A 23,687-nucleotide genomic window follows, 5' to 3' on the forward strand; every position below is an offset into this window, starting at 1 on the left:
TGCGATGCGAGCCGACGCGCGAACAGCCGCCGGCTTTCCGTGACGCGAGGGTGAGAAATGAGCGCGGAACTCGAAAAGCTCGGCGAGAAGGTCGCCGCGGCCCTGCCGGGCGTGGTGAAGGGCCTCAAGATCGCCTATGGCGAGCTCACCGTGGAAGTGGAGCGTTCGCGCTGGCTCGACGCCGCGCGCGTGCTGCGCGACGAACCCGAATTCCTCTTCGTCAGCTTCACCGACATCACCGCGGCCGATTACCCGGAGCGCGATCTGCGCTTCGACGTCGTGCTGCACCTCCTCTCGCCCAAGCATAATCAGCGCATCCGCGTGAAGACGCAGACCGACGAGGCGACGCCCGTCGCCTCGCTGACCAGCCTCTATCCGGGGGCGGACTGGTTCGAGCGCGAGACCTATGATCTCTTCGGCGTGCTGTTCGACGGCCATCCAGACCTTCGCCGCATCATGACCGACTACGGCTTCGACGGTCATCCGCTGCGCAAGGATTTCCCGATGTCCGGCTATGTCGAGGTGCGCTACGACGACGAGCGCAAGCGGGTCGTCTATGAGCCCCTGAACCTCACCCAAGAATATCGGAAGTTCGATTTCCTCTCGCCTTGGGAGGGCGTGCAATACGATCTCCCCGGCGACGAGAAGGCGAGCAAGTGAGAGCGCCCGTCATGAAAATCGGCGCGCTTCGCCAGCCTCGCTATTCGCTCTTCCACCGCCTGGGACTGTCACGATGAACGACCAGAGCCTGCGAAATTTCAATCTCAACTTCGGCCCGCAGCATCCGGCCGCGCATGGCGTGCTGCGCCTGATCCTCGAGCTCGACGGCGAGGTGGTCGAGCGCTGCGATCCGCATGTCGGCTTCCTTCATCGCGGCACAGAGAAGCTGATGGAGGCCCGCACCTATCTGCAGAACGTGCCTTATTTCGATCGGCTCGACTATTGCGCGCCGATGAATCAGGAACACGCCTTCTGTCTCGCGATCGAGCAATTGCTCGAGGTCGAGGTGCCGCGTCGCGGCCAGCTGATCCGCGTGCTCTACGCCGAGATCGGCCGACTTCTCTCGCATCTCCTCAACGTCACCGCGCAAGCTATGGACGTCGGCGCGCTGACGCCGCCGCTCTGGGGCTATGAGGAGCGCGAGAAGCTCATGGTCTTCTATGAGCGGGCGAGCGGCGCGCGCATGCACGCCAATTACTTCCGTCCGGGCGGCGTCGCCCGTGATCTGCCGGATCGGTTGGTCGAGGACATCGGCGCATTCTGCGACCCGTTCCTGAAGGTCCTCGAGGATCTCGACGAGCTCTTCATCGGCAACCGCATCTTCAAGCAGCGCAACGCCGACATCGGCGTCATCTCGCTCGAGGACGCGTGGAAATTCGGCTTCTCCGGCGTGATGGTGCGCGGCTCCGGCGCGCCCTGGGATTTGCGCAAGGCGCGTCCCTACGACTGCTATGAGGAGATGGAGTTCGACATTCCCGTCGGCAAGAATGGCGATTGCTACGACCGTGCGGTGATCCGCATGGAGGAGATGCGCCAGTCGACCTATATTATGAAGCAATGCGTCGATAAGCTGCTGAAGGCCGAGAATCGCGGCCCGGTGGCGACGGTGAACAATAAGATTTGCTCGCCGCCGCGCGCGGAGATGAAGCGCTCGATGGAAGCGCTCATCCATCACTTCAAGCTCTACACGGAAGGCTTCAAGGTGCCGGCCGGCGAGGTCTATGCGGCGGTCGAGGCCCCCAAGGGCGAGTTCGGCGTCTATCTCGTCTCCGACGGCACCGACAAGCCCTATCGCTGCAAGCTGCGCGCGCCGGGTTTCGCGCATCTGCAAGCCATGGATTTTCTCTGCAAGGACCATCTGCTCGCCGACGTCTCGGCGATCCTTGGTTCGCTCGATATCGTCTTCGGGGAGGTCGATCGCTGATGTCCATACGTCGTCTCGCCGAAGAGCAGCCCGCGAGCTTCGAGTTCACGCCCGAGAACAAGGCGTGGCTCGAGGCGCAGATCGCCAAATATCCCGACGGCCGTCAGGCCTCCATGGTCGTGCCGGCGCTGTGGCAGGCGCAGAAGCAGAACGACTATTGGCTGCCGCAAAAGGCGATCGAGAAAGTCGCGGACACGCTGGGCATGCCCTATATCCGCGTGCTCGAGATCGCGACCTTCTACACGATGTTCAATCTCGAGCCGGTCGGCAAATTCTACATCCAGCTCTGCGGCACGACGCCCTGCATGCTGCGCGGCTCCGACGAGCTGATCGCCGTGCTGGAGCGCCGCGTCGGCCCGCAGCGCCATGTGAGCGCCGATGGGCTGTTCTCCTGGCTCGAGGTCGAGTGCCTCGGCGCCTGCTGCAATGCGCCGATGGTGCAGATCAACGACGACTATTACGAAGATTTGACGGCCGAGAATTTCGAGAAGCTGCTCGACGATCTCGCCGCCGGCCGGCCGGTGAAGATCGGCTCGCAGACGGGCCGCGTCTCCTCGGAGCCGGAAGGCGCGCTGACGAGCCTCACTTCTTTCTACGGCGACGGCGCCAAAGCGCAGGCGGAGTGAACGACCAATGCTCGCCGACAAAGACCGCATCTTCACAAATCTCTACGGCATAGGCGACAAGAGCCTCGCCGGAGCCCGCTCGCGCGGCGCCTGGGACAACACCAAGGCGCTGCTGGAGCTCGGTCGCGACAAGATCATTCAAGAGGTCAAGGATTCGGGGCTGCGCGGTCGCGGCGGCGCCGGCTTCTCCACCGGTCTCAAATGGTCCTTCATGCCCAAGACGCCGGATCCCTTGCGTCCGTCCTATCTCGTCATCAACGCCGACGAGTCGGAGCCGGGCACCTGCAAGGATCGCGAGATCATGCGCAATGATCCGCATACGCTGATCGAAGGCGCGCTGATCGCCTCCTTCGCCATGGGCGCGCACGCCTCTTATATCTATGTGCGCGGCGAGTTCATCGCCGAGCGCGTCGCGCTGCAGAAGGCGATCGACGAGGCCTATGAGGCGCGCCTCATCGGCAAGGACAATATTCACGGCTATCCCTTCGATCTCTATGTCCATCACGGCGCCGGCGCTTACATCTGCGGCGAGGAGACGGCGCTGATCGAGAGCCTCGAAGGCAAGAAGGGCATGCCGCGCCTCAAGCCGCCGTTCCCGGCCAATGTCGGCCTCTACGGTTGCCCGACGACGGTCAATAATGTCGAATCCATCGCCGTCACGCCGACGATCCTGCGTCGCGGCGCGAGCTGGTTCGCCGGCATCGGCAAGCCCAACAACACGGGCACCAAGCTCTTCTCCATCTCCGGCCATGTGAACAAGCCGTGCAATGTAGAAGAGGCCATGTCCATTCCCTTCCGCGAGCTGATCGACCGCCATTGCGGCGGCGTGCGCGGCGGCTCGGACAATCTTCTCGCCGTCATTCCCGGCGGCTCCTCGGTGCGTCTCGTGCCGGCGGATCAGATCCTCGACTGTCCGATGGACTTCGACAGCCTCGTCAAGCTCGGCTCGGGCCTCGGCACGGCGGCGGTCATCGTAATGGACAAGTCGACCGACATCATCCGCGCCATCGCCCGCATCTCTTATTTCTACAAGCATGAGAGCTGCGGCCAATGCACGCCCTGCCGCGAAGGCACGGGCTGGATGTGGCGCGTCGTCACCCGAATGGCGGAAGGCCGCGCTCACAAGCGCGAGATCGACATGCTGTTCGACGTGTCGAAGCAGATCGAGGGACACACGATCTGCGCGCTCGGCGACGCGGCGGCTTGGCCGATCCAGGGTCTCATCAATCATTTCCGTGGCGAAATCGAGAAGCGCATCGATCGTTATGCGGCCAATCCGCATCCCGATCCGGTGCGCGTGGCGGCGGAGTAAGGCATTCCAATGACCAGAATTCTCGTCGATGGCGTCGAGGTCGACGTTCCGGCCGAATATACGCTGCTGCAGGCCTGCGAGGAGGCCGGCGCCGAGGTGCCGCGCTTCTGCTTCCATGAGCGTCTGTCGATCGCCGGCAATTGCCGCATGTGCCTCGTCGAGGTGAAGGGCGGCCCGCCCAAGCCGCAGGCCTCCTGCGCCGTCGCCGTGAAGGATCTGCGTCCCGGCCCAGACGGCGCGCCGCCGGAAGTCTTCACCAAGACTCCGATGGTGAAGAAAGCGCGCGAAGGCGTGATGGAGTTTTTGCTCGTCAACCATCCGCTCGACTGTCCGATCTGCGATCAGGGCGGCGAGTGTGACTTGCAGGATCAGGCGCTCGCCTTCGGCGGCGACAGCTCGCGCTACGCCGAGAACAAGCGCGCGGTCGAGGACAAATATATCGGTCCGCTCGTCAAGACGGCGATGACCCGCTGCATCCATTGCACCCGCTGCGTGCGCTTCACGGCGGAGATCGCCGGCACCAGCGACATGGGCGCAATCGGCCGCGGCGAGGATATGGAGATCACCACCTATCTGCAGACGGCGATGAAGTCGGAGCTGCAGGGCAATGTGACCGATCTCTGTCCCGTCGGCGCGCTTCTGCCCAAGCCGCAGAATTTCCGCGCTCGTCCGTGGGAGTATCAGAAGACCGAGACCGTCGACGTGCAGGATGCGTTGGGCTCGGCGATCCGCGTCGACGCCCGCGGCCGCGAGGTGATCCGCATTCTGCCGCGTCTCAACGAGGCGGTGAATGAGGAGTGGATCTCCGACAAGACCCGCCAGGTCGTGGATGGTCTGAAGGCGCAACGCCTCGATCGTCCCTATATTCGTGAGAACGGCCGGCTGCGTCCCGCGACGTGGCAGGAGGCGCTCGCCACTGTCGCCGGCAAGACCAAGGCGACGAAGGCCGAGAAGATCGGCGCGCTCGTCGGCGATCTCGCCGCGCTCGAGGAAATCTACGCGCTGAAGCTCCTCGTCGAGGGGCTCGGCAGCGCCAATCTCGACGCGCGTCAGGACGGCGCCAAGCTCGATCCGCGCTTTGGACGCGCCTCCTATCTCTTCAACGCCACCATCGCCGGCGTCGACGAGGCGGATTCGCTGCTGATCATCGGCTCCAATCCGCGCAAGGAAGCGCCCGTGCTCAATGCGCGCATCCGCAAGCGCTGGCTGAAGGGCGATTTCCACATTTCGCTGATCGGTGAAAAGGCCGATCTGACCTATGATTACGATTATCTCGGCGCTGGCCCCGACGCTCTGGCGCGCTTCGTCGAAAGCGCGCCGACAGGCTCCGCCAAGCGCCTCGTGCTGATCGGGCAGGGGGCGCTGGCGCGTCCCGACGGCCGCGCCATTCTGGCGCTCGCCGCTCAGGCCGCCAAGAAGCATGGCGGATTGTCGGAAGGCTGGAACGGCTTCAGCGTGCTGCATACGGCGGCGTCCCGCGTCGGCGCGCTCGATCTCGGCTTCACGCCGGGGCAGGGCGGGCTCGATGCGGCGGAAATCGCCAAGGCCGGCGCGCTCGATCTCGTCTTCAATCTCGGCGCCGATGAGATCGCGATCGAGCCGGGCGCCTTCGTCGTCTATATCGGCACGCATGGCGACAAGGGCGCGCATCGCGCCGACGTCATTCTGCCGGGCGCGGCCTATACGGAAAAATTCGGCCTCTATGTGAACACGGAAGGCCGTGTGCAGGAGGCGCTGCGCGCGACCTTTCCGCCGGGCGACGCCCGCGAGGATTGGGCGATACTGCGCGCGCTCTCGGGCGCTCTCGGCGCGCCTCTGCCCTTCGATTCGCAAAAGCAGCTGCGCGCCAAGCTCGGCGAGGCGCATCCGCATCTTCTGCGGCTCGATCAGATCGGCTCCACCTCGGCGGCCGATCTCGAGGCGGTGGCGTTGCAGCCGGCGACCGCGTGGAAGGACGATTTCGCGCCTGCGATCACGGATTTCTATCTCACCAATCCGATCGCGCGCGCCTCGGCCACAATGGCGGAATGTTCGGCGCTGGCGCTGGATCGACTGAAGCAAGCGGCGGAATAGGAGCAAGGACGTGATCGACGGCTGGCTGCTGAACCTTCTCCTGATCATCGTGAAGAGCGTCGTTCTGACGGTCGTTCTGCTGGTCTACCTCGCCTATGCGATCTACATCGACCGCAAGGTCTGGGCCGCCGTGCAGCTGCGCCGCGGACCCAATGTCGTCGGACCCTGGGGCTTGCTCCAGAGCTTCGCCGACATGCTCAAATTCGTGCTCAAGGAGCCGGTGATCCCGGACACGGCCAATAAGGGCGTGTTTCTGCTCGCGCCTTTCGTCACGGCCATGCTCGCCGTCGCCGCCTGGGCGGTCATCCCCGTCAATGACGGCTGGGCGGTCGCCGATCTCAATGTCGGCATTCTCTATATTTTCGCCATCTCCTCGCTGGGCGTCTATGGCATCATCATGGCCGGCTGGGCGTCGAACTCCAAATATCCCTTCCTGTCGGCGCTGCGCTCGGCCGCGCAAATGGTGTCCTACGAAGTCTCGATCGGCTTCGTCATCATCACCGTTCTGCTCTGCGCCGGCTCGCTCAATCTCACCGAGATCGTGCGCGCGCAGGATTCGCAATATGGCATTCTCGGCTGGTATTGGCTGCGCCTGCTGCCGATGTTCATCATCTTCTTCATCTCGGCGCTGGCCGAGACGAACCGCCCGCCCTTCGATCTGGTGGAAGCCGAGTCGGAGCTGGTCGCCGGCTTCATGATCGAATATTCGGCGACGCCCTACATGCTGTTCATGCTCGGCGAATATGTGGCGATCCTGACCATGTGCGCCTTGCTGACGATCCTCTTCTTCGGCGGCTGGCTGCCGCCGGTGAATATCGCGCCCTTCACCCTGATACCGGGCGTGATCTGGTTCGTTCTCAAGGTCACCTTCTTCTTCTTCTTCTTCGCCATGGTGAAGGCCTTCGTGCCGCGCTATCGCTACGACCAGCTCATGCGGCTCGGCTGGAAGGTGTTTCTGCCCATCTCGCTCGTCATGGTCATCGTCGTCGCCGGCATTCTGCAATTCGCCGGCTCGGCGGGCGCGAACTAAGGGAGTGACGTCATGAAGCTCGATTCTGCGGCCAAGTCGCTCTTCCTCGCCGAGTTCATCGCCGCCTTCTTCCTGTCGATGCGCTACTTCTTCAAGCCGAAGGCGACGCTCAACTATCCGCATGAGAAGAACCCGATCTCGCCGCGTTTTCGCGGCGAGCATGCGCTGCGCCGCTATCCCAATGGCGAGGAGCGCTGCATCGCCTGCAAGCTCTGCGAGGCGATCTGCCCGGCGCAGGCCATCACCATCGAGGCCGGCCCGCGCCGCAATGACGGAACCCGCCGCACGACGCGCTACGACATCGACATGGTGAAATGCATCTATTGCGGCTTCTGCCAGGAGGCCTGCCCGGTGGACGCCATCGTCGAGGGGCCGAACCAGGAGTTCGCCGTCGAGACGCGCGAGGAGCTCTACTACAATAAGGAGCGCCTGCTCGAGAATGGCGCGCGCTGGGAGCGCGAGATCGCGCGCAACATCGCGCTCGACGCCCCTTATCGCTGAGAAGCAACGCGAGCCGGACGCAACGAGACGCTCGAGAGAGGACGACAAAGTGGCTGTGGCATTCTTCTATCTTTTCTCGGCGGTGCTGATCGCATCGGCTTTCGCGGTGATCGTCTCGCGCAATCCGGTTCATTCGGTGCTCTATCTCATCCTCGCCTTCGTCAATGGCGCGGGGCTCTTCCTGCTCGCCGGGGCCGAATTTCTCGCCATGATCCTCGTCGTCGTCTATGTCGGCGCGGTCGCTGTGCTGTTCCTCTTCGTGGTGATGATGCTGGACGTCGATTTCGCCGAGCTGCGCCAGGGCTTCAGCAAGCATCTGCCGGTGGGCGCGGCGGTCGGGGCCGTGGTGCTCGGCGAGCTCGGCCTGCTCGCGCTCGGTTGGCAGAGCGCGCCCGGCGCGAAAGAGGCCGCTGCGGCGCCGATCGTCGCCGGCGTCTCCAACACGGCCGCGCTCGGGCAGGTGCTCTACACGAAATATTTCCTCTTCTTCCAGGCGTCGGCCCTGGTGCTGCTCACCGCCATGATCGGCGCGATCGTGCTGACGCTGCATCACCGTCCCGGCGTCAAGCGGCAGAAGATCGAGGAGCAGAACGCGCGCACGCGCGACAATGTCATCGAGATCAAGAAAGTGCCCTCGCGGGCGGGCGTCTGAGGGGATCGCAGCAATGGTCGTCGACCTCACCCATTATCTCGTCGTCTCGGCGATCGTGTTCACGCTCGGCGTCGCCGGCATCATTCTCAACCGCAAGAACATCATCATCATATTGATGTCGGTCGAGCTGATCCTGCTGGCGGTGAACATCAACCTCGTGGCCTTCTCGGCCTCGCTCGGCGATCTGACCGGCCAGGTCTTCGCCCTGTTCATCCTCACGGTGGCGGCGGCGGAGGCGGCCATAGGCCTCGCCATTCTCGTCACCTATTTCCGCAACCGCGGCACGATCGCGGTCGAGGACATCAACTCTCTGAAGGGCTGAGCGCCGATGATCCAAGCAATCGTCTTTCTGCCGCTCATCGGCTTTCTCATCGCGGGCCTGTTCGGACGGCGCATCGGCGCGCGGGCGTCCGAGCTCGTGACGACGACGCTGCTGTTCATCGCCTGCGGCTTCTCCTGGATCGAGTTTTTCGACGTCGCGCTCGGCCATGGCCATGCGAGCGCGCCGGTGCTCGCCAATTGGTTCACCTCGGGCAAGCTCAGCGTCGATTGGGCCTTGCGCGTCGACTCGCTGACCGCCGTCATGCTGGTCGTCGTCACCAGCGTCTCGGCTCTCGTGCATTTCTACTCGATCGGCTACATGCACGAGGATCCGGATCGTCCGCGCTTCTTCGCCTATCTGTCGCTCTTCACCTTCGCCATGCTCTCGCTGGTGACGGCCGATAATCTCGTGCAGATGTTCTTCGGCTGGGAAGGCGTCGGCCTCGCCTCCTACCTCCTCATCGGCTTCTGGTATCAGAAGCCGTCGGCCAACGCCGCGGCCATCAAGGCCTTCGTCGTCAACCGCGTCGGCGATTTCGGCTTCGCGCTCGGCATTTTCCTCATCTTCCAGCTCACGCAATCCTTGAGCTTCGAGCAGGTGTTCGCCGCCGTTCCCGGCATAGCCGGCCATAAGATTCATGTGTTCGGCGCCGATTTCGACGCGCTGACGCTGGCCACCTTCCTGCTGTTCATCGGCGCGATGGGCAAATCCGCGCAATTCCTGCTGCATACCTGGCTGCCGGACGCGATGGAAGGCCCGACGCCGGTCTCCGCCCTCATCCATGCCGCGACAATGGTGACGGCCGGCGTGTTCATGGTCGCGCGCCTGTCGCCGATCTTCGAATATGCGCCGGACACGCTCGCTTTCGTCACGCTGATCGGCGCCATCACCGCATTTTTCGCGGCGACGATCGGCCTCGTGCAGAACGACATCAAGCGCGTCATCGCCTATTCGACCTGCTCGCAGCTCGGCTATATGTTCGTGGCGGAAGGCGTCGGCGCCTATTCGCTCGGCGTGTTCCATCTCTTCACCCACGCCTTCTTCAAGGCGCTACTGTTCCTCGGCGCCGGCTCGGTCATCCATGCGATGCATCACGAGCAGGACATGCGGAACATGGGCGGGCTGTGGAACAAGATTCCCTTCACCTTCGCCATGATGACGATCGGCACTCTGGCGCTGACCGGCGTCGGCATTCCGGGAACTGAGCTCGGCTTCGCCGGCTTCTTCTCCAAGGACGCCATCATCGAGGCGGCCTTCGCCGCCGGCGAGCATCGAAGCGTCGCCTATCTCGCCTTCGTCTCGACGGTCGTGGCGGCGGGCCTCACCTCCTTCTATTCCTGGCGCCTCGTCTTCATGACCTTCTTCGGCAAGGCGAAGGAGTCTCATGCGGACGCTCATGCCGCGCATGGCCACGACGATCACGCGCATGCGGACGCTCACGGTCATGACGATCATGCTCATGACGCTCACGGCCACGGCCATCACGCCCCGCACGAGTCGCCGATCGTCATGCTGATCCCGCTCGCTGTTCTAGCGGTGGGCGCGGTGGCGGCGGGCGCGGTGTTCATGGGCGATTTCGCCGGCCATGGCTATGACGAGTTCTGGAAGGGCGCGCTCTATACCGGCCACGACAATCACATTCTCCACGCCATGCATGAGATCCCGCATTGGGTGTCCTATGCCGCGACGGTGATGATGATCCTCGGCTTCCTCGGTGCGCTCTTCGTCTATCAGCTCGCGCCCGGCGCGGCGCAGAAGATCGCGCACGCCTTTCCGCGGCTCTACCGTTTCCTGCTCAACAAATGGTATTTCGACGAGCTCTATGACGCGATCTTCGTGCGTCCCGCCTTCGCGCTCGGTCGGCTGCTGTGGAAGGGCGGAGACGGACGCATCATCGACGGGCTCGGCCCCGACGGCATTGCGGCGCGTGTCGTCGACGGCGCCCGCCTCGCGGTGAAGCTGCAGACCGGCTATGTCTATCACTACGCCTTCGCCATGCTGATCGGCGTCGCGGCGGTCGTCACCTGGTTCGTCGCAGGAGGTCTGCGCTGATGTTCGGCTTCGGCATTCTCACCGGCCTCACTTTTCTGCCGCTGGTCGGCGCGGCCTTCATCCTCACGCTGAAGGGCGAGAGCGAGGCGACCCTTCGCAACGCCAAATGGGCTGCGCTGCTGACGACGATCGTCGTCTTCCTGCTCTCGCTCGTCGTGTGGGGGCGTTTCGACACGGCGAGCGCCGCTTTCCAGCTCGTCGAGGAGAGAGCCTGGTTCGGCTCCGGCCTCACCTATAAAATGGGCGTGGACGGCTTCTCCATTCCCTTCGTGCTGCTGACGACCTTCCTGACGCCCTTCGCCATTCTCGCCTCCTGGGAATCGGTGAAGTTCCGCCTCAAGGAATATCTCATCGCCTTCCTCGTCCTCGAGACGCTGATGATCGGCGTGTTCTGCGCGCTCGATCTCGTGCTCTTCTATCTCTTCTTCGAGGGCGGCCTCATTCCGATGTTCCTCATCATCGGCATTTGGGGCGGCAAGCGACGCGTTTACGCCAGCTTCAAATTCTTCCTCTACACGCTCGCCGGCTCGCTGCTGATGCTGATCGCCATTCTGGCGATCTATGGCAAGACGGGCACGACGGACATCGTCACTCTGCTCGAGACGAAATTCCCGCCGTCGATGCAGATATGGCTGTGGCTCGCCTTCTTCGCCTCCTTCGCGGTGAAGATGCCCATGTGGCCGGTCCACACCTGGCTGCCGGACGCCCACGTCGAGGCGCCGACAGCGGGCTCGGTGATCCTCGCCGCCATCCTTCTGAAAATGGGCGGCTATGGCTTCATCCGCTTCTCTTTGCCCATGTTCCCGGACGCTTCCGCCTATTTCGCGCCGCTCGTCTATGCGCTGTCGGTGATCGCCGTCATCTACACCTCGCTGGTCGCGCTGGTGCAGGAGGACATCAAAAAGCTCATCGCCTATTCGTCGATCGCACATATGGGCTTCGTCACAATGGGCCTGTTCACGCTGACGACGCAGGGCGTGCAGGGCGCCATGTTCCTGATGATCTCGCATGGCTTCGTCTCCGGCGCGCTCTTCCTCTGCGTCGGCGTCATCTACGACCGCATGCATACGCGCGAGATCGCGGCCTATGGCGGCCTCGTCAATCGCATGCCGCTCTACGCCGTCACCTTCATGATCTTCACCATGGCGAATGTCGGCCTGCCGGGCACGTCCGGCTTCGTCGGCGAGTTTCTGACGCTCACCGGCGCCTTTGTCGCCAATAGCTGGGTGGCGCTGTTCGCGACCTCGGGCGTCGTCCTGTCGGCGGCTTACGCGCTCTATCTCTACCGTCGCGTGGTCTTCGGCGCGCTCGAGAAGCCGTCGCTGCAGACGATCAGCGATCTCTCGGCGCGAGAGCTCGTCCTTTTCGTGCCGCTGATCATCCTCACCCTCTATTACGGCGTGCGGCCGCAGCCGATCATCGACGCCTCCGCGGCCGCCGTCGCCAATCTCCTGCAATCTCACACGGCCCTGGCCAATGCGGCGCATGTCGTCGCCCAGGCCGCTCAATGATCGGTCGCTGACGATGTCGTTCTCAACCGCCCTCGCGCATCACTTCCTGCCGGAAACCATCCTCGCCCTCGGCGTATTGGCGCTGATTCTCATCGGCGCCTGGCGCGGGACGCGCGCCTTCGGTCTCGTCAACGAGCTCGCGGCGGGGCTGCTCGGCCTCGCCATTCTGGCGCTGTTCTTCGGCCAGACGTCGGAAGCCTCGCTCTTCGAGGGCGCCTTCGTCGATGACGCTTTCGCGCGCTTCGTCAAAGTGCTCACGCTGATCGGCTCGCTCGTCACAATATTGATGTCGCGCGACTATCTGCAGCGCGCCAAGCTCGGCAATTTCGAGTTTCCGGTGCTGGTGGTGCTGTCGACGATCGGCATGCTGCTGCTCGTTTCGGCGGATAATCTCATCGCGCTCTATCTCGGCATAGAGCTGATGTCGCTGGCGCTCTATGTCGTCGCCGCCTTCGACCGCGACGACGCCCGCGCCTCCGAGGCCGGTCTCAAATATTTCGTGCTCGGCGCTCTCTCCTCCGGCATGCTGCTCTATGGCGCCTCGCTGCTCTACGGCTTCTCGGGGACCATCTCCTTCGACGGCATCGCCAAGGCGATCACCGGCGCGCCGTCGCTCGGCGTGATCTTCGGACTCGTCTTCGTGCTGGCCGGCCTCGCCTTCAAAATGTCGGCCGCGCCCTTCCATATGTGGACGCCGGACGTCTATGAGGGCGCGCCGACGCCCGTCACCGCCTTTTTCGCCTCGGCGCCGAAAATGGCCGCCGTCGCCATCACGGCGCGCATCGTCGTCACCGCCTTCCCCGGCATTGTCGCGCAATGGCAGCAGATCATCATCTTCCTCGCCATCGCCTCCATGCTGCTCGGCTCCTTTGCGGCGATCGGCCAGACCAGCATCAAGCGGCTGATGGCCTATTCTTCGATCGGCCATATGGGCTTCGCCCTTGTCGGCCTCGCGGCGGGCAATGAGGCGGGCGTGCGCGGCGTCGCCATCTATCTCGCCATTTATCTGGTGATGACGCTCGGCGCCTTCGCCGCCATTCTGCAGATGCGCGTCGAGGGTCGCCCAGTCGAGAAGATTTCCGATCTCTCGGGTCTTTCGCGCAACAATGGGACGGCGGCCTTCTTCCTCGCAATGCTGATGTTCTCGCTCGCGGGCGTGCCGCCGCTCGCCGGCTTCTTCGCGAAATATTACGTGCTGCTGGCGGCGGTGGACGCCGGGCTCTATCCGCTCGCCATCATGGGCGTGCTGGCGAGCGCGATCTCCGCCTTCTATTATTTGCGCGTCGTCAAGGTGATCTATTTCGACGAGCCGGCGCCGGCTTTCGACCAATCGCCTCTGTCGCTGCGCGCGGTGCTCGCGGTCTCGACCGTGTTCCTGCTCGGCTTCTGGCTCTATCCGGCTCCCGTGGTCGAGGCCGCGACGGCCGCCGCCAAGTCGCTGTTCTGAGCCCGATGGAGGGCGCGAGGCTCGGCGACCGCGCGCTCTCGCGCGGGGTTCGTCTCGAGATTTACGACGAAATCGACTCGACCAATGACGAAGCCAAGCGTCGAGCCGAGTCGGGCGACCCTGGTCCCTTGTGGATCGTCGCCGCACGCCAGACCAAGGGGCGTGGCCGCCTCGGCCGCAATTGGAGCTCGATCGAGGGAAATCTCCACGCGAGCCTGCTCGTCTCCGGCTTCGGCCCGGCGGCGCTGGCGCCGCAGCTCGGCTTCGCCGCAGGCCTCGCGACGATCTCCGCTTTGATCGAGGCGACCGGCGCCGCCGAAAGGCTCGCGCTCAAATGGCCCAATGACGTGCTGCTCGACGGCGAGAAGCTGGCGGGCATTCTTCTCGAGGGCGTCCAGCCTGCGGGGCAGGGGGCGCCCTTCGGCTGCGTCATCGGCATAGGGGTAAATTGCGTCGCCGCGCCGGCCGATCTTCCTTACCCGGCGAGCGATTTGTCGCGATTGGGCGGTCCTTCGGCCGGCGCCCTGCTTGCTTTGCTCTCCGACAAAATGGAGGAGACGTTGGCCCTTTGGGCGGGCGGCTCCGGCTTCGCGGCGCTTCGCGAGCGCTGGCTCGACCATGCGGCGGGATTGGGCGGGGAGATCGAGGCGCGTCTTCCGCGCGAGACGGTCTCCGGACGATTCGAGACCATAGACGCCGACGGGCGCCTCATTATTTCGACCCGCAGCGGCCGTCGCGCCATAGAAGCGGGAGACATCTTCTTGCCGGCCCTCGCGGCGGCCCGGCCCGAGCCGGAGCGTGGCCGATGAATGAGGAAGTGAGCGAATTCGTCTTTGCGCCTTTGGGCGGTCTCGGCGAGATCGGCATGAACGCCGCTCTCTACGGTTTCGGCCCGCCGAAGACGCGCAAATGGCTGATGGTCGATTGCGGCCTCGCCTTTCCCGGCCCGGAGCTGCCCGGCGTCGATCTCTTGATGCCCGACGTCACTTTCGTCGAGAAGATCCGCCGCGATCTCGTCGGGCTGGTGATCACCCACGCCCATGAGGATCACATTGGCGCGCTCTCCTTCCTCTGGCCCAAGCTCGGCTGCACCGTCTATACGACGCGTTTTGCCGCGAGCCTGCTGGAGGCGCGCCGCCTGCAGGAGGCGGGCTCGCCCAATATAAAGGTCGTCACCGTGGCGACGGGCCAGCGCCTCGATATCGGCCCCTTCGACATAGAATTCGTCGCCGTCGCGCATTCGATTCCCGAGGCCAATGCGCTGGCGATCCGCACGCCGGCCGGCCTCGCGATCCACACGGGCGACTGGAAGATCGACCCCGAGCCCGGCGTCGGCCATCGCATCGACGCCGCGCGGCTGACGGCGCTCGGCGACGAGGGCGTCGACGCGCTCATCTGCGATTCCACCAATATTCTGCGCGAGGGCGACAGCTTCTCCGAGAGCGATGTCGCGCAGACGCTGCGCAAGCTCATCGGCGACGCCAAGGAGCGCGTGCTGGTGACGACCTTCGCCTCCAATGTCGCGCGCATCCGCGCCGTGGCGGAGGCGGCGCAGGCGGCCGGGCGCAGCGTCGTCGTCGCCGGCCGCGCCATGGAGCGCGTGATTCAGGTGTCGCGCGAATGCGGCTTTCTCGACGGCCTGCCGCCATTTCTCTCGCTCGACATGTTCACGGCCCTGCCGCGCGACAAGATCGTGGTGCTGGCGACCGGCAGTCAGGGCGAGCCGCGCGCGGCCATGGCCCGCGTCGCCGAGAAGGAGCATCCGGTCATCAAGCTCGCGTCCGGCGATACGGTCATTTTCTCCTCGCGCGCCATTCCCGGCAATACGCGCGAGGTGCATCGGGTCGTCAACAAGCTCTGCGACCAGGGCGTCGAGGTCATTACCGATCACGACCATCTCGTCCATTGCTCCGGCCATCCGCGCCGCGGCGAGGTCGCGCAGCTCTATGATTGGGTGCGGCCGCGCATATCGGTGCCGGCGCATGGCGAAGGGCATCATCTCTCCGTCCATGCCGCCTTCGCCAAGAGCAAGGGAGTCGAGACGACGATCAGCGCCCGCAATGGCGACATCGTGCGCCTGTTTCCGGGCGCGCCGGCCATTGTCGGCAAGGCGCCGACCGGCCGCCTGCTGAAGGACGGCGACGTGCTCGTCTCCGAGGATGACGGCGCGGTGCGCGAGCGCGCGCGGCTGAGCTTTTCCGGCGTGGTGTCGCTGGCGCTCGCCATCGACAAGCGCGGCGATCTCGTCGGCGATCCCGATGTGCTGATCTCCGGCCTGCCGAAGAAGGGGCGCGACGGCGCGGATATGGGCGAGGTGGTGGACGACGCCATCTTCCGCACCTTCGACAATCTGCCGCGGCAGAAGCGGCGGGATTTCGACGCCGCCGCGACGGCGGTAGAGCGCGCCGTGCGGGCCAGCGTCAATGCGGTGTGGGGCAAGAAACCGCAAGTGCATGTATTGATCATCGAGGCGTGATGACGCATTTAGGTCTCTGGAGAAATTTCAGGGAAACGTCATGATCGGACGCTTGAATCATGTGGCCATCGCCGTCTCGGACCTCGCGGCGGCGACGGCGACATATAAAAATACGCTCGGCGCCAAGGTCTCCGAGCCGGAGTCTCTTCCCGAGCACGGCGTCACGGTCGTTTTCGTCGAGCTGCCCAACACCAAGATCGAGCTGCTGCAGCCGCTCGGCGAAGGATCGCCGATCGCCGGCTTCGTCGCCAAAAATCCGGCCGGCGGCATTCATCATCTCTGCTATGAGGTGGATGATATTCTGACGGCGCGCGACCAGCTGAAAGCCGCCGGCGCGCGCGTGCTGGGCGATGGCGAGCCGAAGATCGGCGCCCATGGCAAGCCGGTGCTCTTCCTGCATCCGAAGGATTTCAACGGGGCCTTGGTGGAGCTCGAGCAGGCCTGAACGAGCGAGGGCCGAAAGGCCCGGCGCGAGGTCGAGGAGCGCGGATTTGCCATTTACGACGCCGCTCGCCGTAGCGATCTACCTCACGATATGGTGGATCGTGCTGTTCGCGATTCTTCCTTTCGGCGTTCGCTCCTCGGAAGAGGAGGGCGACACGCCGGCGGGAGGGGATCCGGGCGCGCCCGTGGCGCCCAAGCTGTGGATAAAAGCCGTCGCGACGACGATCGTCTCGGCGATCTTGTTCTGGCTCTTCGTGCTCTATGTGAAATGGATGGCCTGAGGAGCGATCCGCTCACGATCCGCTCGAGCCGGGGTTGACCGGCCCCTCGCCAACAGGTAGGGGTCGAGCCGCCGGGGTCACGACGAACCGCGCGGGCGCGCCCTGCGGTTTCGAAGCGGCATTCCAGCGAGCGCGTAGCTCAGTCGGTAGAGCATCTGACTTTTAATCAGAGGGTCATGGGTTCGAGTCCCATCGCGCTCACCATTTAAATCAATAGCTTATGTAGCTATTGGCAAGGGTGAGGATAGAGTCTGGGGCGCTATGTCGCCACCATGTCGCCACGGGCGAGGAAATCGCCGTGTCGATCGTCGCCGCATTGCCACCGTGGACTGCCAATGCGAGCGCGACGTTGAAAGCCTCATGCCCCGGAGAACGGCGCTACTTCACCGGTAGGGTGCGCCGATCGGTTGAAAAGATTTCAAAGATGCGCGAACTCGTTTTTTCGCCCACGGCCGCCTCGGCGAATGGGATGGACTTTGCCTCGGCCCCGCCGTGCAAGGCGAATCGTCCAACGATGTCCTCGAACGCTTGGAAGGCGTGGGTCCTCTGGTCTGGCGTCAACCAGTTGTGTGATTCGAGCCGTCGGGCCAGGGCACGAAAGGCTCTGCCAAGCTTACCAGTTGCCTCTGCAACGATTTCTTGAAGTTTCCCCATACCTCTCCATGATACGGATTGTCCGGTAGCTGGGGATCAAAGCCGACCAATAGCCCTTTTTGACGAAGCGTTTCGGCGCTGAAGCGCACTGCGCCTATCCATGGGGGCGAGGCGACGAACGTTCTCGCGTCGACCCCGGCCTCCTCAATTAAGCGTTGAAGGTCGACAGACATACCGCCATTTTTTTCAGTGGACTGCTGAAACGCAATCGTCGAGGGGCGCTTCTTGCCGAGCTTCTCGTCGTAGACGAGTTGATGCTCGGCGATACGCCTTATTACACCGTCATCGGGATGTATGCCGGGATGGTCGTGAGGGACAACGTGTCCATCCTCGTCACGCGGCGGAAGATCGAGTGTCAACCGTGTCCCCCGATAAGTCTGCAAGCCAGTGTGCAACGATCGTAAAATCGGTCGTCAGATTGAACTCTTCGCCGTCCTCCGGCGTCAACCTACTACACCGCCATGCATGAACTTTGTTGGGCCGTATGACATGAAGCTCTATGTCAGTGTCACCAGTGTGCCATTCGACTTGAAGGTCGCCGTTAATACCGGGGACGATTTGCGGCAACGCCGAAATGTCGGTTGGGCAAACGGAATTGAGCATATTGAGCGCGAAATTCGCATTGGAAAATGCAACGGGTATCGCGCAATAGCCATCCCAACCGAAGGGAAGTTTGCAAAGCTCATCGAGTCGATCTGTCACTGGGCTGGTCCAGCTGTGTGACAGTTCACGCAGATATCGGGACGAAAAAGCAGGGTGGGTCGAGACGCGCGCAGGTGTCGCCGTACGAAAGGGACCTGAAAACGCGACCGTAGATTCGCGGGGTTTCATCTCACCCTCTCCCAAACGTTGTGCGCGGAATCGGTGGTGATCGACGCGAACTCGGTCCCTATCACCTCACGACCGTATTTCAAAAAACTGATTGCTGCGTCAATCGATTGCTCCGAAGGAGCGCCTCGCACGGTGAGGTTCAGGTCAATTGTTCCTCCGCCTTTGGGATCGCGTGCGTAATTCATTTCGCAGCTCAAGCGACCAACAGGCTGATTATTTTGAGCATCAAACAGCACCCTTCGGGTGACGCACGTGATATCGTTTGGCTCGTCGAAAAAGTCGACAAAGCGAAGCCAGTCTCCAATTTTTTGGAGGCCATCATTCGGGCAAATCCGAATTTGATTGATGTATGAGATTTCAGCTTGATTACACATCAATCGCTGTGGTTCAAGTTGATTGAAGTATGCCTCAAGGGTTCGAAGCTCTTTTTCAAACGAGAAAATCATTTTCTCAAAGCGAGGATATTCGTTCGTCTTGTCTCCCACCTTGCGCCAGTTGTGCAAAAGGCGATCGATCTGAAACTGAATAAGTTGCTCCTTCGACGGAGAGACGAACCAAAATCGATCGTGCTGAGCACCTGTCACCAGTCCGAACTGCAAACCTCTAGCAGGACCAGAACGGCCGAACACTTCGAAAGTCGGTGGCAGCGCCTGTGTCTCTTCGACGAACGGATATTCCGATCTAAAAAGCTGCCACACCTCGGTAGCCAGTATCTGCTTGTATTCCCGAGCGGGCTCAAACTGGACTCCAAGGACCACCTCATTCAGGGGTGGACTCTTGAAATCGGGCAGGTGTTCGGGGCGAGACGTGTCAGACATGATAAACATTATATGGTGTCGTTACGAAAATTCCATGGCGGCTTTAACTTAGCAGCTCGATCTTACGCGAAAATTGTCAAATCTGACAAGAACGGTTTCCGGGAAGTTCGCCCGCCAACAGCCTTTTGCGACCAGGAGTAGCGGCCGTGTCAGATTGCGGTCGAAACGAGGATTCCATTCGCCCGGGCGACCGTCGTTCAGTTGGTCGAACGGGTCCCTACTTTCGAAATTCGGCGACCGGGGCGGGCGCAGAGCCCCGTCGAGAAACCGTGTCGGCGGCCCTTTATGCCTCTTTTCCGGGTATGGAGTCTCTAGCTCTCGGAGCGAGCGCCGAACGAAAGTGCAACCGTATTACGGAATGTTAACCATGTCTCCCAATAGTGGCGCTGACGCTACTGGGGGTTTTGATTATGAAAAGAATTCTTGCTTCGACGGCGCTCGTTCTTTTGTCCGAGAGCGCCGCGACGGCGGGCTCGCCTGTCCGCTACAATGAACCCCCGACTTCTTCTCAGCTTCCCTCTTATCCCGTTGGCGAACAGTCGCGCGAGGCCGGGCGCAATGACGACGTGACCGGCTCTATCCGCGGGCGATCGTATCGCGGCCGAACATACGCGCCGATCGTCAGCAAAGATGGTTTTGCGCCGGCCCGTCCGGTCGCCCCTCCGCCGAGCTGGACAGGATTCTATGTCGGCGCGACGCTCGGAACCGGCTGGGCGAAGTTCCGGCTCTCTGACAAGTGGTCGAATTTCGATGGCGTCGGCATGTTCGGCGCGAGCGTCGGCGCGACAGCCGGCTTCGATTATCAATTCTCGCCTTCGATCGTCGCGGGTATCGCCGTCGACGGCAATGTGAACACCACGGCGGCAAAGGACAGTAGCTCTTCCGGCGAGTCGACCTTCCGAGAGGCCGCCTCTTGGGCGTTACGCGGGAGGCTCGGAACCCTCACGTCCGACGACACGCTCGTTTACGTGACTGCCGGCGTCTCGGAAGTGTTCACCAGAGAGAGCGACTCCGGCTCATCTGGAGGCAGCAACGCGCGATTTGTCGGCGGCGTGTTCGGAGCGGGTGTCGAGACCCGGCTGACGGGCAATCTCTATGGTCGCGTCGAATATCTTCACGGGGTCTATGGAAAGCGCAGTTTCGACGGCGGCGCGTCCTACGTTCACCCGGATACGGGCGTCGCTCGCATCGGCCTCATCTTCAGACCGTCCGAGTCGGACGGGCGCGACGCGCCATTCGCCCCCACGGGCGCGAGGGGGCCGCTGTTGCGTGAGAGCTGGACGGGCGCGCATATCGGCGCGCATGGGGGCGTCGCGTGGGCCAGCACCAAGTTTTCCGATTCGAACAGTTCGACCGATGGCGTCGGCGGCGCTGGGGGCGTCGGCGGTGTCCTGCTCGGCTACGACTATCAGTATGGGCGATCGGTCTTCGGCCTCGAAGTCGACGGCAGCGCGGGCGGCGCGAGATCGACTTCAAGTCAAGTGTTCCCTCCGACCAGCGCGCAGACCGCCTATGAATGGGATTATTCCATTCGGGCGCGTGCGGGCCATTTGTTCGGCGACACGCTCCTGTTTGGAACGGCGGGGTGGTCGCAGACCTATGGACGGCTCACGACTGTGGGGTTGTTCGGCACCAGCGCATCGCACGCCTTCACGGGCTTTCAGCTCGGCGGCGGCATGGAAACGATGCTGACGGAGCATGTCGGCGCGCGCCTGGAATACCTCCACAGCTTCTATGAAAAATACGCCGCCGTGCTCGGATCGTCGACGGATGCACGACCGACGACCGGAAAGACCCGTGCAGCCGTGATCTATAAATTCTGACGATGCGTGCGACACAACAGCCGGCGTTGCATGTCGAGCCGGCTGGCGTGACGAGGAAGGTGCACTTCGCCGCAGTGGCGTGCGAAGGAGTCCACGTTCAGGCGACGGCGCGTCAATGAAAATGTCACCAGTGGAGGGCTATATTTTTCGTCCACATTTTTCAGATGACAAGGCCTGACACCTACAGCCCCTTATAGGGGGCTGTAAGGTTGTCAGACAGCACTTGGAGCTTTGTCAGATTCATGTCAGATGATCGTCAGGCAATCCCCCTGGTGAAAGAGACATTTTCGCCTTCGATCCTGATAATCCCTTTTTTTACAAGGCTTTTCTTCAATCTCATAAACGCCACATCGAATGTGTTACTTGTCAGCGAGTTGTCATGTCTCCGTCCAGGCCCGATTGTGCCCTTGTCAGGTCGACGTAATGAGTGCTCTTTTGTAGTCCTTTGTGCCACACTACTTTTCTCCATATTCGTGCGGATTCGTCCACTTTTTTCGCGCGAATTTTGCGGCATTTCGTCGTTTCCCGCATCGGGCCAGCCTGCCTTTTCTAGCGCGTTTCTCCATGATCGGACTCTAATCCAAGCTGGCGTGGAGTCCTCTTCATCGAATTCATATGGGGCGTGGTCGACAAGCCGTTGCAAGACTTCCAAAGCGGCCGTCTCTCGCGGGCTCACCCTTTCATCATCGAACGCGATGCGAGAGGACGGCGCGACGACTGCCGACGTAATCGCGTCGCCGTCTTCGTCGCTGCGGTCGAGAGAGACCGTTTCGAGATTGTATCGCAGGGGCCTTTGACATTCGCCCTCTTTCTGTTTCGTCAGCTTGGCTTCGATCCTGGCCGCGCCATTCGCACTTTGTCCGACGACGATTGCGGTATCGACCGCGCCCAAAAACGACGATGAACCGCGCATCCCTCTGCTCTTGTCCTTTCCTTCGTGGTGGATAAGGCATAGATGCGCGCGTGTCCGCTTGCGCAGCAAATCGGCCGCGGCAACCAGCGCGCCCATGTCGCCCGCGGAATTCTCGTCTCCGCCGCCCATGGCGCGCGCCAGTGTGTCGATAACGATCATTCGAACCGGAAGGCCGAAGCGCTCGCTCGCGCGTTCGGCTTCATCGGCAATTGCCGCAACGGCTCGCTTGTCGTTTCGGATATCGAGCATTCCTTCAGCGAACACGATCGGGAGAGAATTTAGCTCGACGTCGTGGTGTTTACACCATGCTTCGGCGCGTTTGCGAATTCCGCTGATTCCTTCAAGCGCCACATAGATGACGACGCCTCGCTTTACCTCCCGTTCGAACCAGGACCGGCCGAGTGCGATGTGAAGAGTAATATCGAGCGCAAGAAATGTCTTGCTCGCGCCGGGCGCGCCATAGATCGCCGAGAGCTGGCCTTCGAAAAGCCAATCCTTCACAAGGTAGGTCGCTTCGCGAATTTTATGCAGGGCGTCAGCGTAGTGGAATTGCAGCGGCGAGCCTCGCTTTTGCTCCTCCGGCGAAAATTCGCGCTCGTCTGGGAAATCGATCTCTGGCGCGTCGCCCCATTCGAATCCATCAGGCTGTTCCCAATCCTTCGCATACCAGCTCAAGAACTGGCGAATGGTCCCACCGCCCGACTTCTTCGCGTCCTTGCCGAGATTGGACAGCGCGCGTTGCCAGACGCCTTCCGTTTCATCGTAGTCGTAGCCGCCTGTCCATTTTTCCGACCATTCGTGTACGAGTTCGTGACCGTCCTCCGAGCCATCCGTCTCTTCACAAATCGCGCCGATCATCGCAACCCAATCGTTCATCTCGATTCGATGGTCGTGGGGGATAGCCCGGACAGCGCTGCGCAAAGCGTCGATATCGTCGCTGAACAGCTTTGGACAGCGCGATTGCCGGGCCAGCGGAGCCCGCTGGCGAGCGTCCGCGTAGTCGGGGCTATCCGCCTTCGTTTCTCTGGCCGTTGGGAGAGCTGCGGCTCCGTCGAAGGGATTGCCGCTCACATATCGAACGCGAGCGTGCTTCCCTCTGCCGGCGGGATAGCGTGGCAGGAAGAAAACCTGAGTGGGCATAAGCGCTTTCGGATCGCAACTCAAACCCAATTCGTCCGCGAGCGCGAGACATGCGCGTTTGCAGCCGTCCGGCCCTAATGGCTCGGCGAGCGGCACAAAAATTCTAAATTTCGGGCACTCTGCATGTAGGACAGTGACTCCGTCGCCCGTCTTACCGTTCTTCTCAATCTGTCTTATGGCGATCTTGCCCATATCGTCATGCGCGAACATCGCGCCGCGGCAGACTGCTTCCACATAGCCGGCTCGACGAGTCCGCATGAATTCTTCCGCGTCGTCGGCGTCCGCATCGGGCTTCTTCTCGAGCCATTCGTCATATTCGCTCACAAAGAAATCCGTCTCTGTCGACATATGTGAAAATGTCGAAACGACAAGAGCGCACTGCCGCGCAAGCCGAAGACTTACGACGATCTCGTTTTCAGGCGTGCCGTCGTCGATATCGAGAGCGAACCATTGCGCTTCGCCTGCATTGATCCCTTGGCGATTGTTGTTCCTGTAGGGGTAGGGCGAAATTGCGGGGCCGTCCTTCTCTCCCTCTTCGTGTGTCGTGAGAGGCGTAATGAACTCTTCGCGAGAGAGCGTGAGCCGTCGATAGCGTGAAGAGCGCTTATGAGGGCCTTTCGAAAGAGTGATTTCCTTCGGCCACGCTCTCAGAAATTCCTCTGGAATAGCGTCCGAAAGGCCGTTGTCAGGATTCTTCAGGTCGTGCATAATGACCCTCGCATCGTGTGCATGTTCAGGGATTGGTTTCGAGACTCTGGTTACGCGGACACTGGCGCACGCAGCCGAGGCGTTCGGGCAGACGCGATCGGCGAAGAAATTCTGACCGGACTGAGATTTTGGGGCGGTGGGCTTATCGG

21 protein-coding genes and 1 tRNA gene are annotated in these 23,687 nt (G+C 62.3%); 19 read left to right on the plus strand and 3 right to left on the minus strand.

The features are described 5' to 3' along the window. Positions 1 to 57: 57 nt before the first annotated feature. From K369_RS00780 to K369_RS00860, 17 genes are all read left to right on the plus strand, one after another. On the plus strand, positions 58 to 660 hold the full coding sequence (locus K369_RS00780; protein ID WP_036286456.1) for an NADH-quinone oxidoreductase subunit C: 603 nt from the start codon (positions 58 to 60) through the stop codon (positions 658 to 660). Between the two features lie 73 nt (positions 661 to 733). Continuing rightward, complete coding sequence (locus K369_RS00785) at positions 734 to 1,924, plus strand: NADH-quinone oxidoreductase subunit D (RefSeq protein ID WP_018265965.1); 1,191 nt, start codon at positions 734 to 736, stop codon at positions 1,922 to 1,924. Then, positions 1,924 to 2,550 (plus strand): NADH-quinone oxidoreductase subunit NuoE, encoded by a 627-nt coding sequence (gene nuoE / locus K369_RS00790; RefSeq protein ID WP_036286460.1) that lies wholly within the window; start codon positions 1,924 to 1,926, stop codon positions 2,548 to 2,550. The genes K369_RS00785 and nuoE overlap by 1 nt, the downstream gene beginning before the upstream one ends. A 7-nt stretch (positions 2,551 to 2,557) precedes the next feature. Continuing rightward, the gene (nuoF, locus tag K369_RS00795) at positions 2,558 to 3,862 is read left to right on the plus strand and encodes an NADH-quinone oxidoreductase subunit NuoF (RefSeq protein WP_036286463.1); all 1,305 of its coding nucleotides are present in this window, start codon (positions 2,558 to 2,560) and stop codon (positions 3,860 to 3,862) included. A 9-nt stretch (positions 3,863 to 3,871) separates the two neighbouring features. Further along, complete coding sequence (nuoG, locus tag K369_RS00800) at positions 3,872 to 5,935, plus strand: NADH-quinone oxidoreductase subunit NuoG (RefSeq protein WP_036286466.1); 2,064 nt, start codon at positions 3,872 to 3,874, stop codon at positions 5,933 to 5,935. Positions 5,936 to 5,945: 10 nt separating this feature from the next. Next, positions 5,946 to 6,965, plus strand: coding sequence for an NADH-quinone oxidoreductase subunit NuoH (gene nuoH / locus K369_RS00805; RefSeq protein ID WP_024879552.1), 1,020 nt, complete (start codon positions 5,946 to 5,948; stop codon positions 6,963 to 6,965). A gap of 12 nt (positions 6,966 to 6,977) precedes the next feature. Next, entirely contained in the window at positions 6,978 to 7,466 is a 489-nt protein-coding gene (nuoI, locus tag K369_RS00810; RefSeq protein ID WP_018265960.1) for an NADH-quinone oxidoreductase subunit NuoI, read from the plus strand. 49 nt (positions 7,467 to 7,515) lie between these two features. Then, on the plus strand, positions 7,516 to 8,118 hold the full coding sequence (locus K369_RS00815; protein WP_026191389.1) for an NADH-quinone oxidoreductase subunit J: 603 nt from the start codon (positions 7,516 to 7,518) through the stop codon (positions 8,116 to 8,118). A gap of 13 nt (positions 8,119 to 8,131) precedes the next feature. Then, the gene (gene nuoK, locus K369_RS00820; RefSeq protein ID WP_018265958.1) at positions 8,132 to 8,440 is read left to right on the plus strand and encodes an NADH-quinone oxidoreductase subunit NuoK; all 309 of its coding nucleotides are present in this window, start codon (positions 8,132 to 8,134) and stop codon (positions 8,438 to 8,440) included. A 6-nt stretch (positions 8,441 to 8,446) separates the two neighbouring features. Further along, positions 8,447 to 10,492 (plus strand): NADH-quinone oxidoreductase subunit L, encoded by a 2,046-nt coding sequence (nuoL, locus tag K369_RS00825; RefSeq protein ID WP_036286473.1) that lies wholly within the window; start codon positions 8,447 to 8,449, stop codon positions 10,490 to 10,492. Beyond that, a complete protein-coding gene (locus tag K369_RS00830; protein WP_036286475.1) occupies positions 10,492 to 12,003 on the plus strand; it encodes an NADH-quinone oxidoreductase subunit M in 1,512 nt (503 codons plus the stop codon). The genes nuoL and K369_RS00830 overlap by 1 nt, the downstream gene beginning before the upstream one ends. Positions 12,004 to 12,016: 13 nt before the next feature. Beyond that, positions 12,017 to 13,450 carry an NADH-quinone oxidoreductase subunit NuoN gene (nuoN, locus tag K369_RS00835; RefSeq protein WP_036287429.1) on the plus strand — a complete coding sequence of 478 codons (1,434 nt, stop codon included), beginning with the start codon at positions 12,017 to 12,019 and terminating at the stop codon, positions 13,448 to 13,450. 5 nt (positions 13,451 to 13,455) lie between these two features. Continuing rightward, a complete protein-coding gene (locus K369_RS00840) occupies positions 13,456 to 14,259 on the plus strand; it encodes a biotin--[acetyl-CoA-carboxylase] ligase (RefSeq protein WP_036286477.1) in 804 nt (267 codons plus the stop codon). After that, on the plus strand, positions 14,256 to 15,926 hold the full coding sequence (locus K369_RS00845; RefSeq protein ID WP_036286479.1) for a ribonuclease J: 1,671 nt from the start codon (positions 14,256 to 14,258) through the stop codon (positions 15,924 to 15,926). The genes K369_RS00840 and K369_RS00845 overlap by 4 nt, the downstream gene beginning before the upstream one ends. Positions 15,927 to 15,966: 40 nt before the next feature. Next, positions 15,967 to 16,371: a methylmalonyl-CoA epimerase gene (gene mce, locus K369_RS00850; protein WP_018265952.1), complete on the plus strand. Its 405-nt coding sequence runs from the start codon at positions 15,967 to 15,969 to the stop codon at positions 16,369 to 16,371. 46 nt (positions 16,372 to 16,417) lie between these two features. After that, complete coding sequence (locus tag K369_RS00855) at positions 16,418 to 16,651, plus strand: DUF1467 family protein (protein ID WP_036286481.1); 234 nt, start codon at positions 16,418 to 16,420, stop codon at positions 16,649 to 16,651. Between the two features lie 128 nt (positions 16,652 to 16,779). Further along, positions 16,780 to 16,855 (plus strand) — tRNA-Lys (locus K369_RS00860). Positions 16,856 to 17,208: 353 nt separating this feature from the next. On the opposite strand, the gene K369_RS25930 is transcribed toward K369_RS00860, so the two are convergent. After that, positions 17,209 to 17,664 (minus strand): hypothetical protein, encoded by a 456-nt coding sequence (locus K369_RS25930; protein WP_156967625.1) that lies wholly within the window; start codon positions 17,662 to 17,664, stop codon positions 17,209 to 17,211. Between the two features lie 130 nt (positions 17,665 to 17,794). Here K369_RS25930 and K369_RS25935 point away from each other — a divergent pair, with 130 nt between their 5' ends. Continuing rightward, on the plus strand, positions 17,795 to 18,028 hold the full coding sequence (locus K369_RS25935) for a hypothetical protein (RefSeq protein ID WP_156967626.1): 234 nt from the start codon (positions 17,795 to 17,797) through the stop codon (positions 18,026 to 18,028). A 104-nt stretch (positions 18,029 to 18,132) separates the two neighbouring features. Here K369_RS25935 and K369_RS00875 read toward each other — a convergent pair whose 3' ends face one another. Beyond that, positions 18,133 to 18,954, minus strand: a complete 822-nt coding sequence (locus tag K369_RS00875) for a TIGR04255 family protein (protein WP_198032983.1) — start codon at positions 18,952 to 18,954, stop codon at positions 18,133 to 18,135. A gap of 410 nt (positions 18,955 to 19,364) precedes the next feature. Between K369_RS00875 and K369_RS00880 the strand changes: the two genes are divergently transcribed. Further along, complete coding sequence (locus K369_RS00880; RefSeq protein ID WP_036286491.1) at positions 19,365 to 20,777, plus strand: outer membrane protein; 1,413 nt, start codon at positions 19,365 to 19,367, stop codon at positions 20,775 to 20,777. Between the two features lie 256 nt (positions 20,778 to 21,033). On the opposite strand, the gene K369_RS24325 is transcribed toward K369_RS00880, so the two are convergent. After that, positions 21,034 to 23,538: an AAA family ATPase gene (locus K369_RS24325; protein WP_198032985.1), complete on the minus strand. Its 2,505-nt coding sequence runs from the start codon at positions 23,536 to 23,538 to the stop codon at positions 21,034 to 21,036. Positions 23,539 to 23,687: the final 149 nt, after the last annotated feature.

It is taken from the genome of Methylosinus sp. PW1 (assembly GCF_000745215.1).
GTDB lineage: Bacteria > Pseudomonadota > Alphaproteobacteria > Rhizobiales > Beijerinckiaceae > Methylosinus.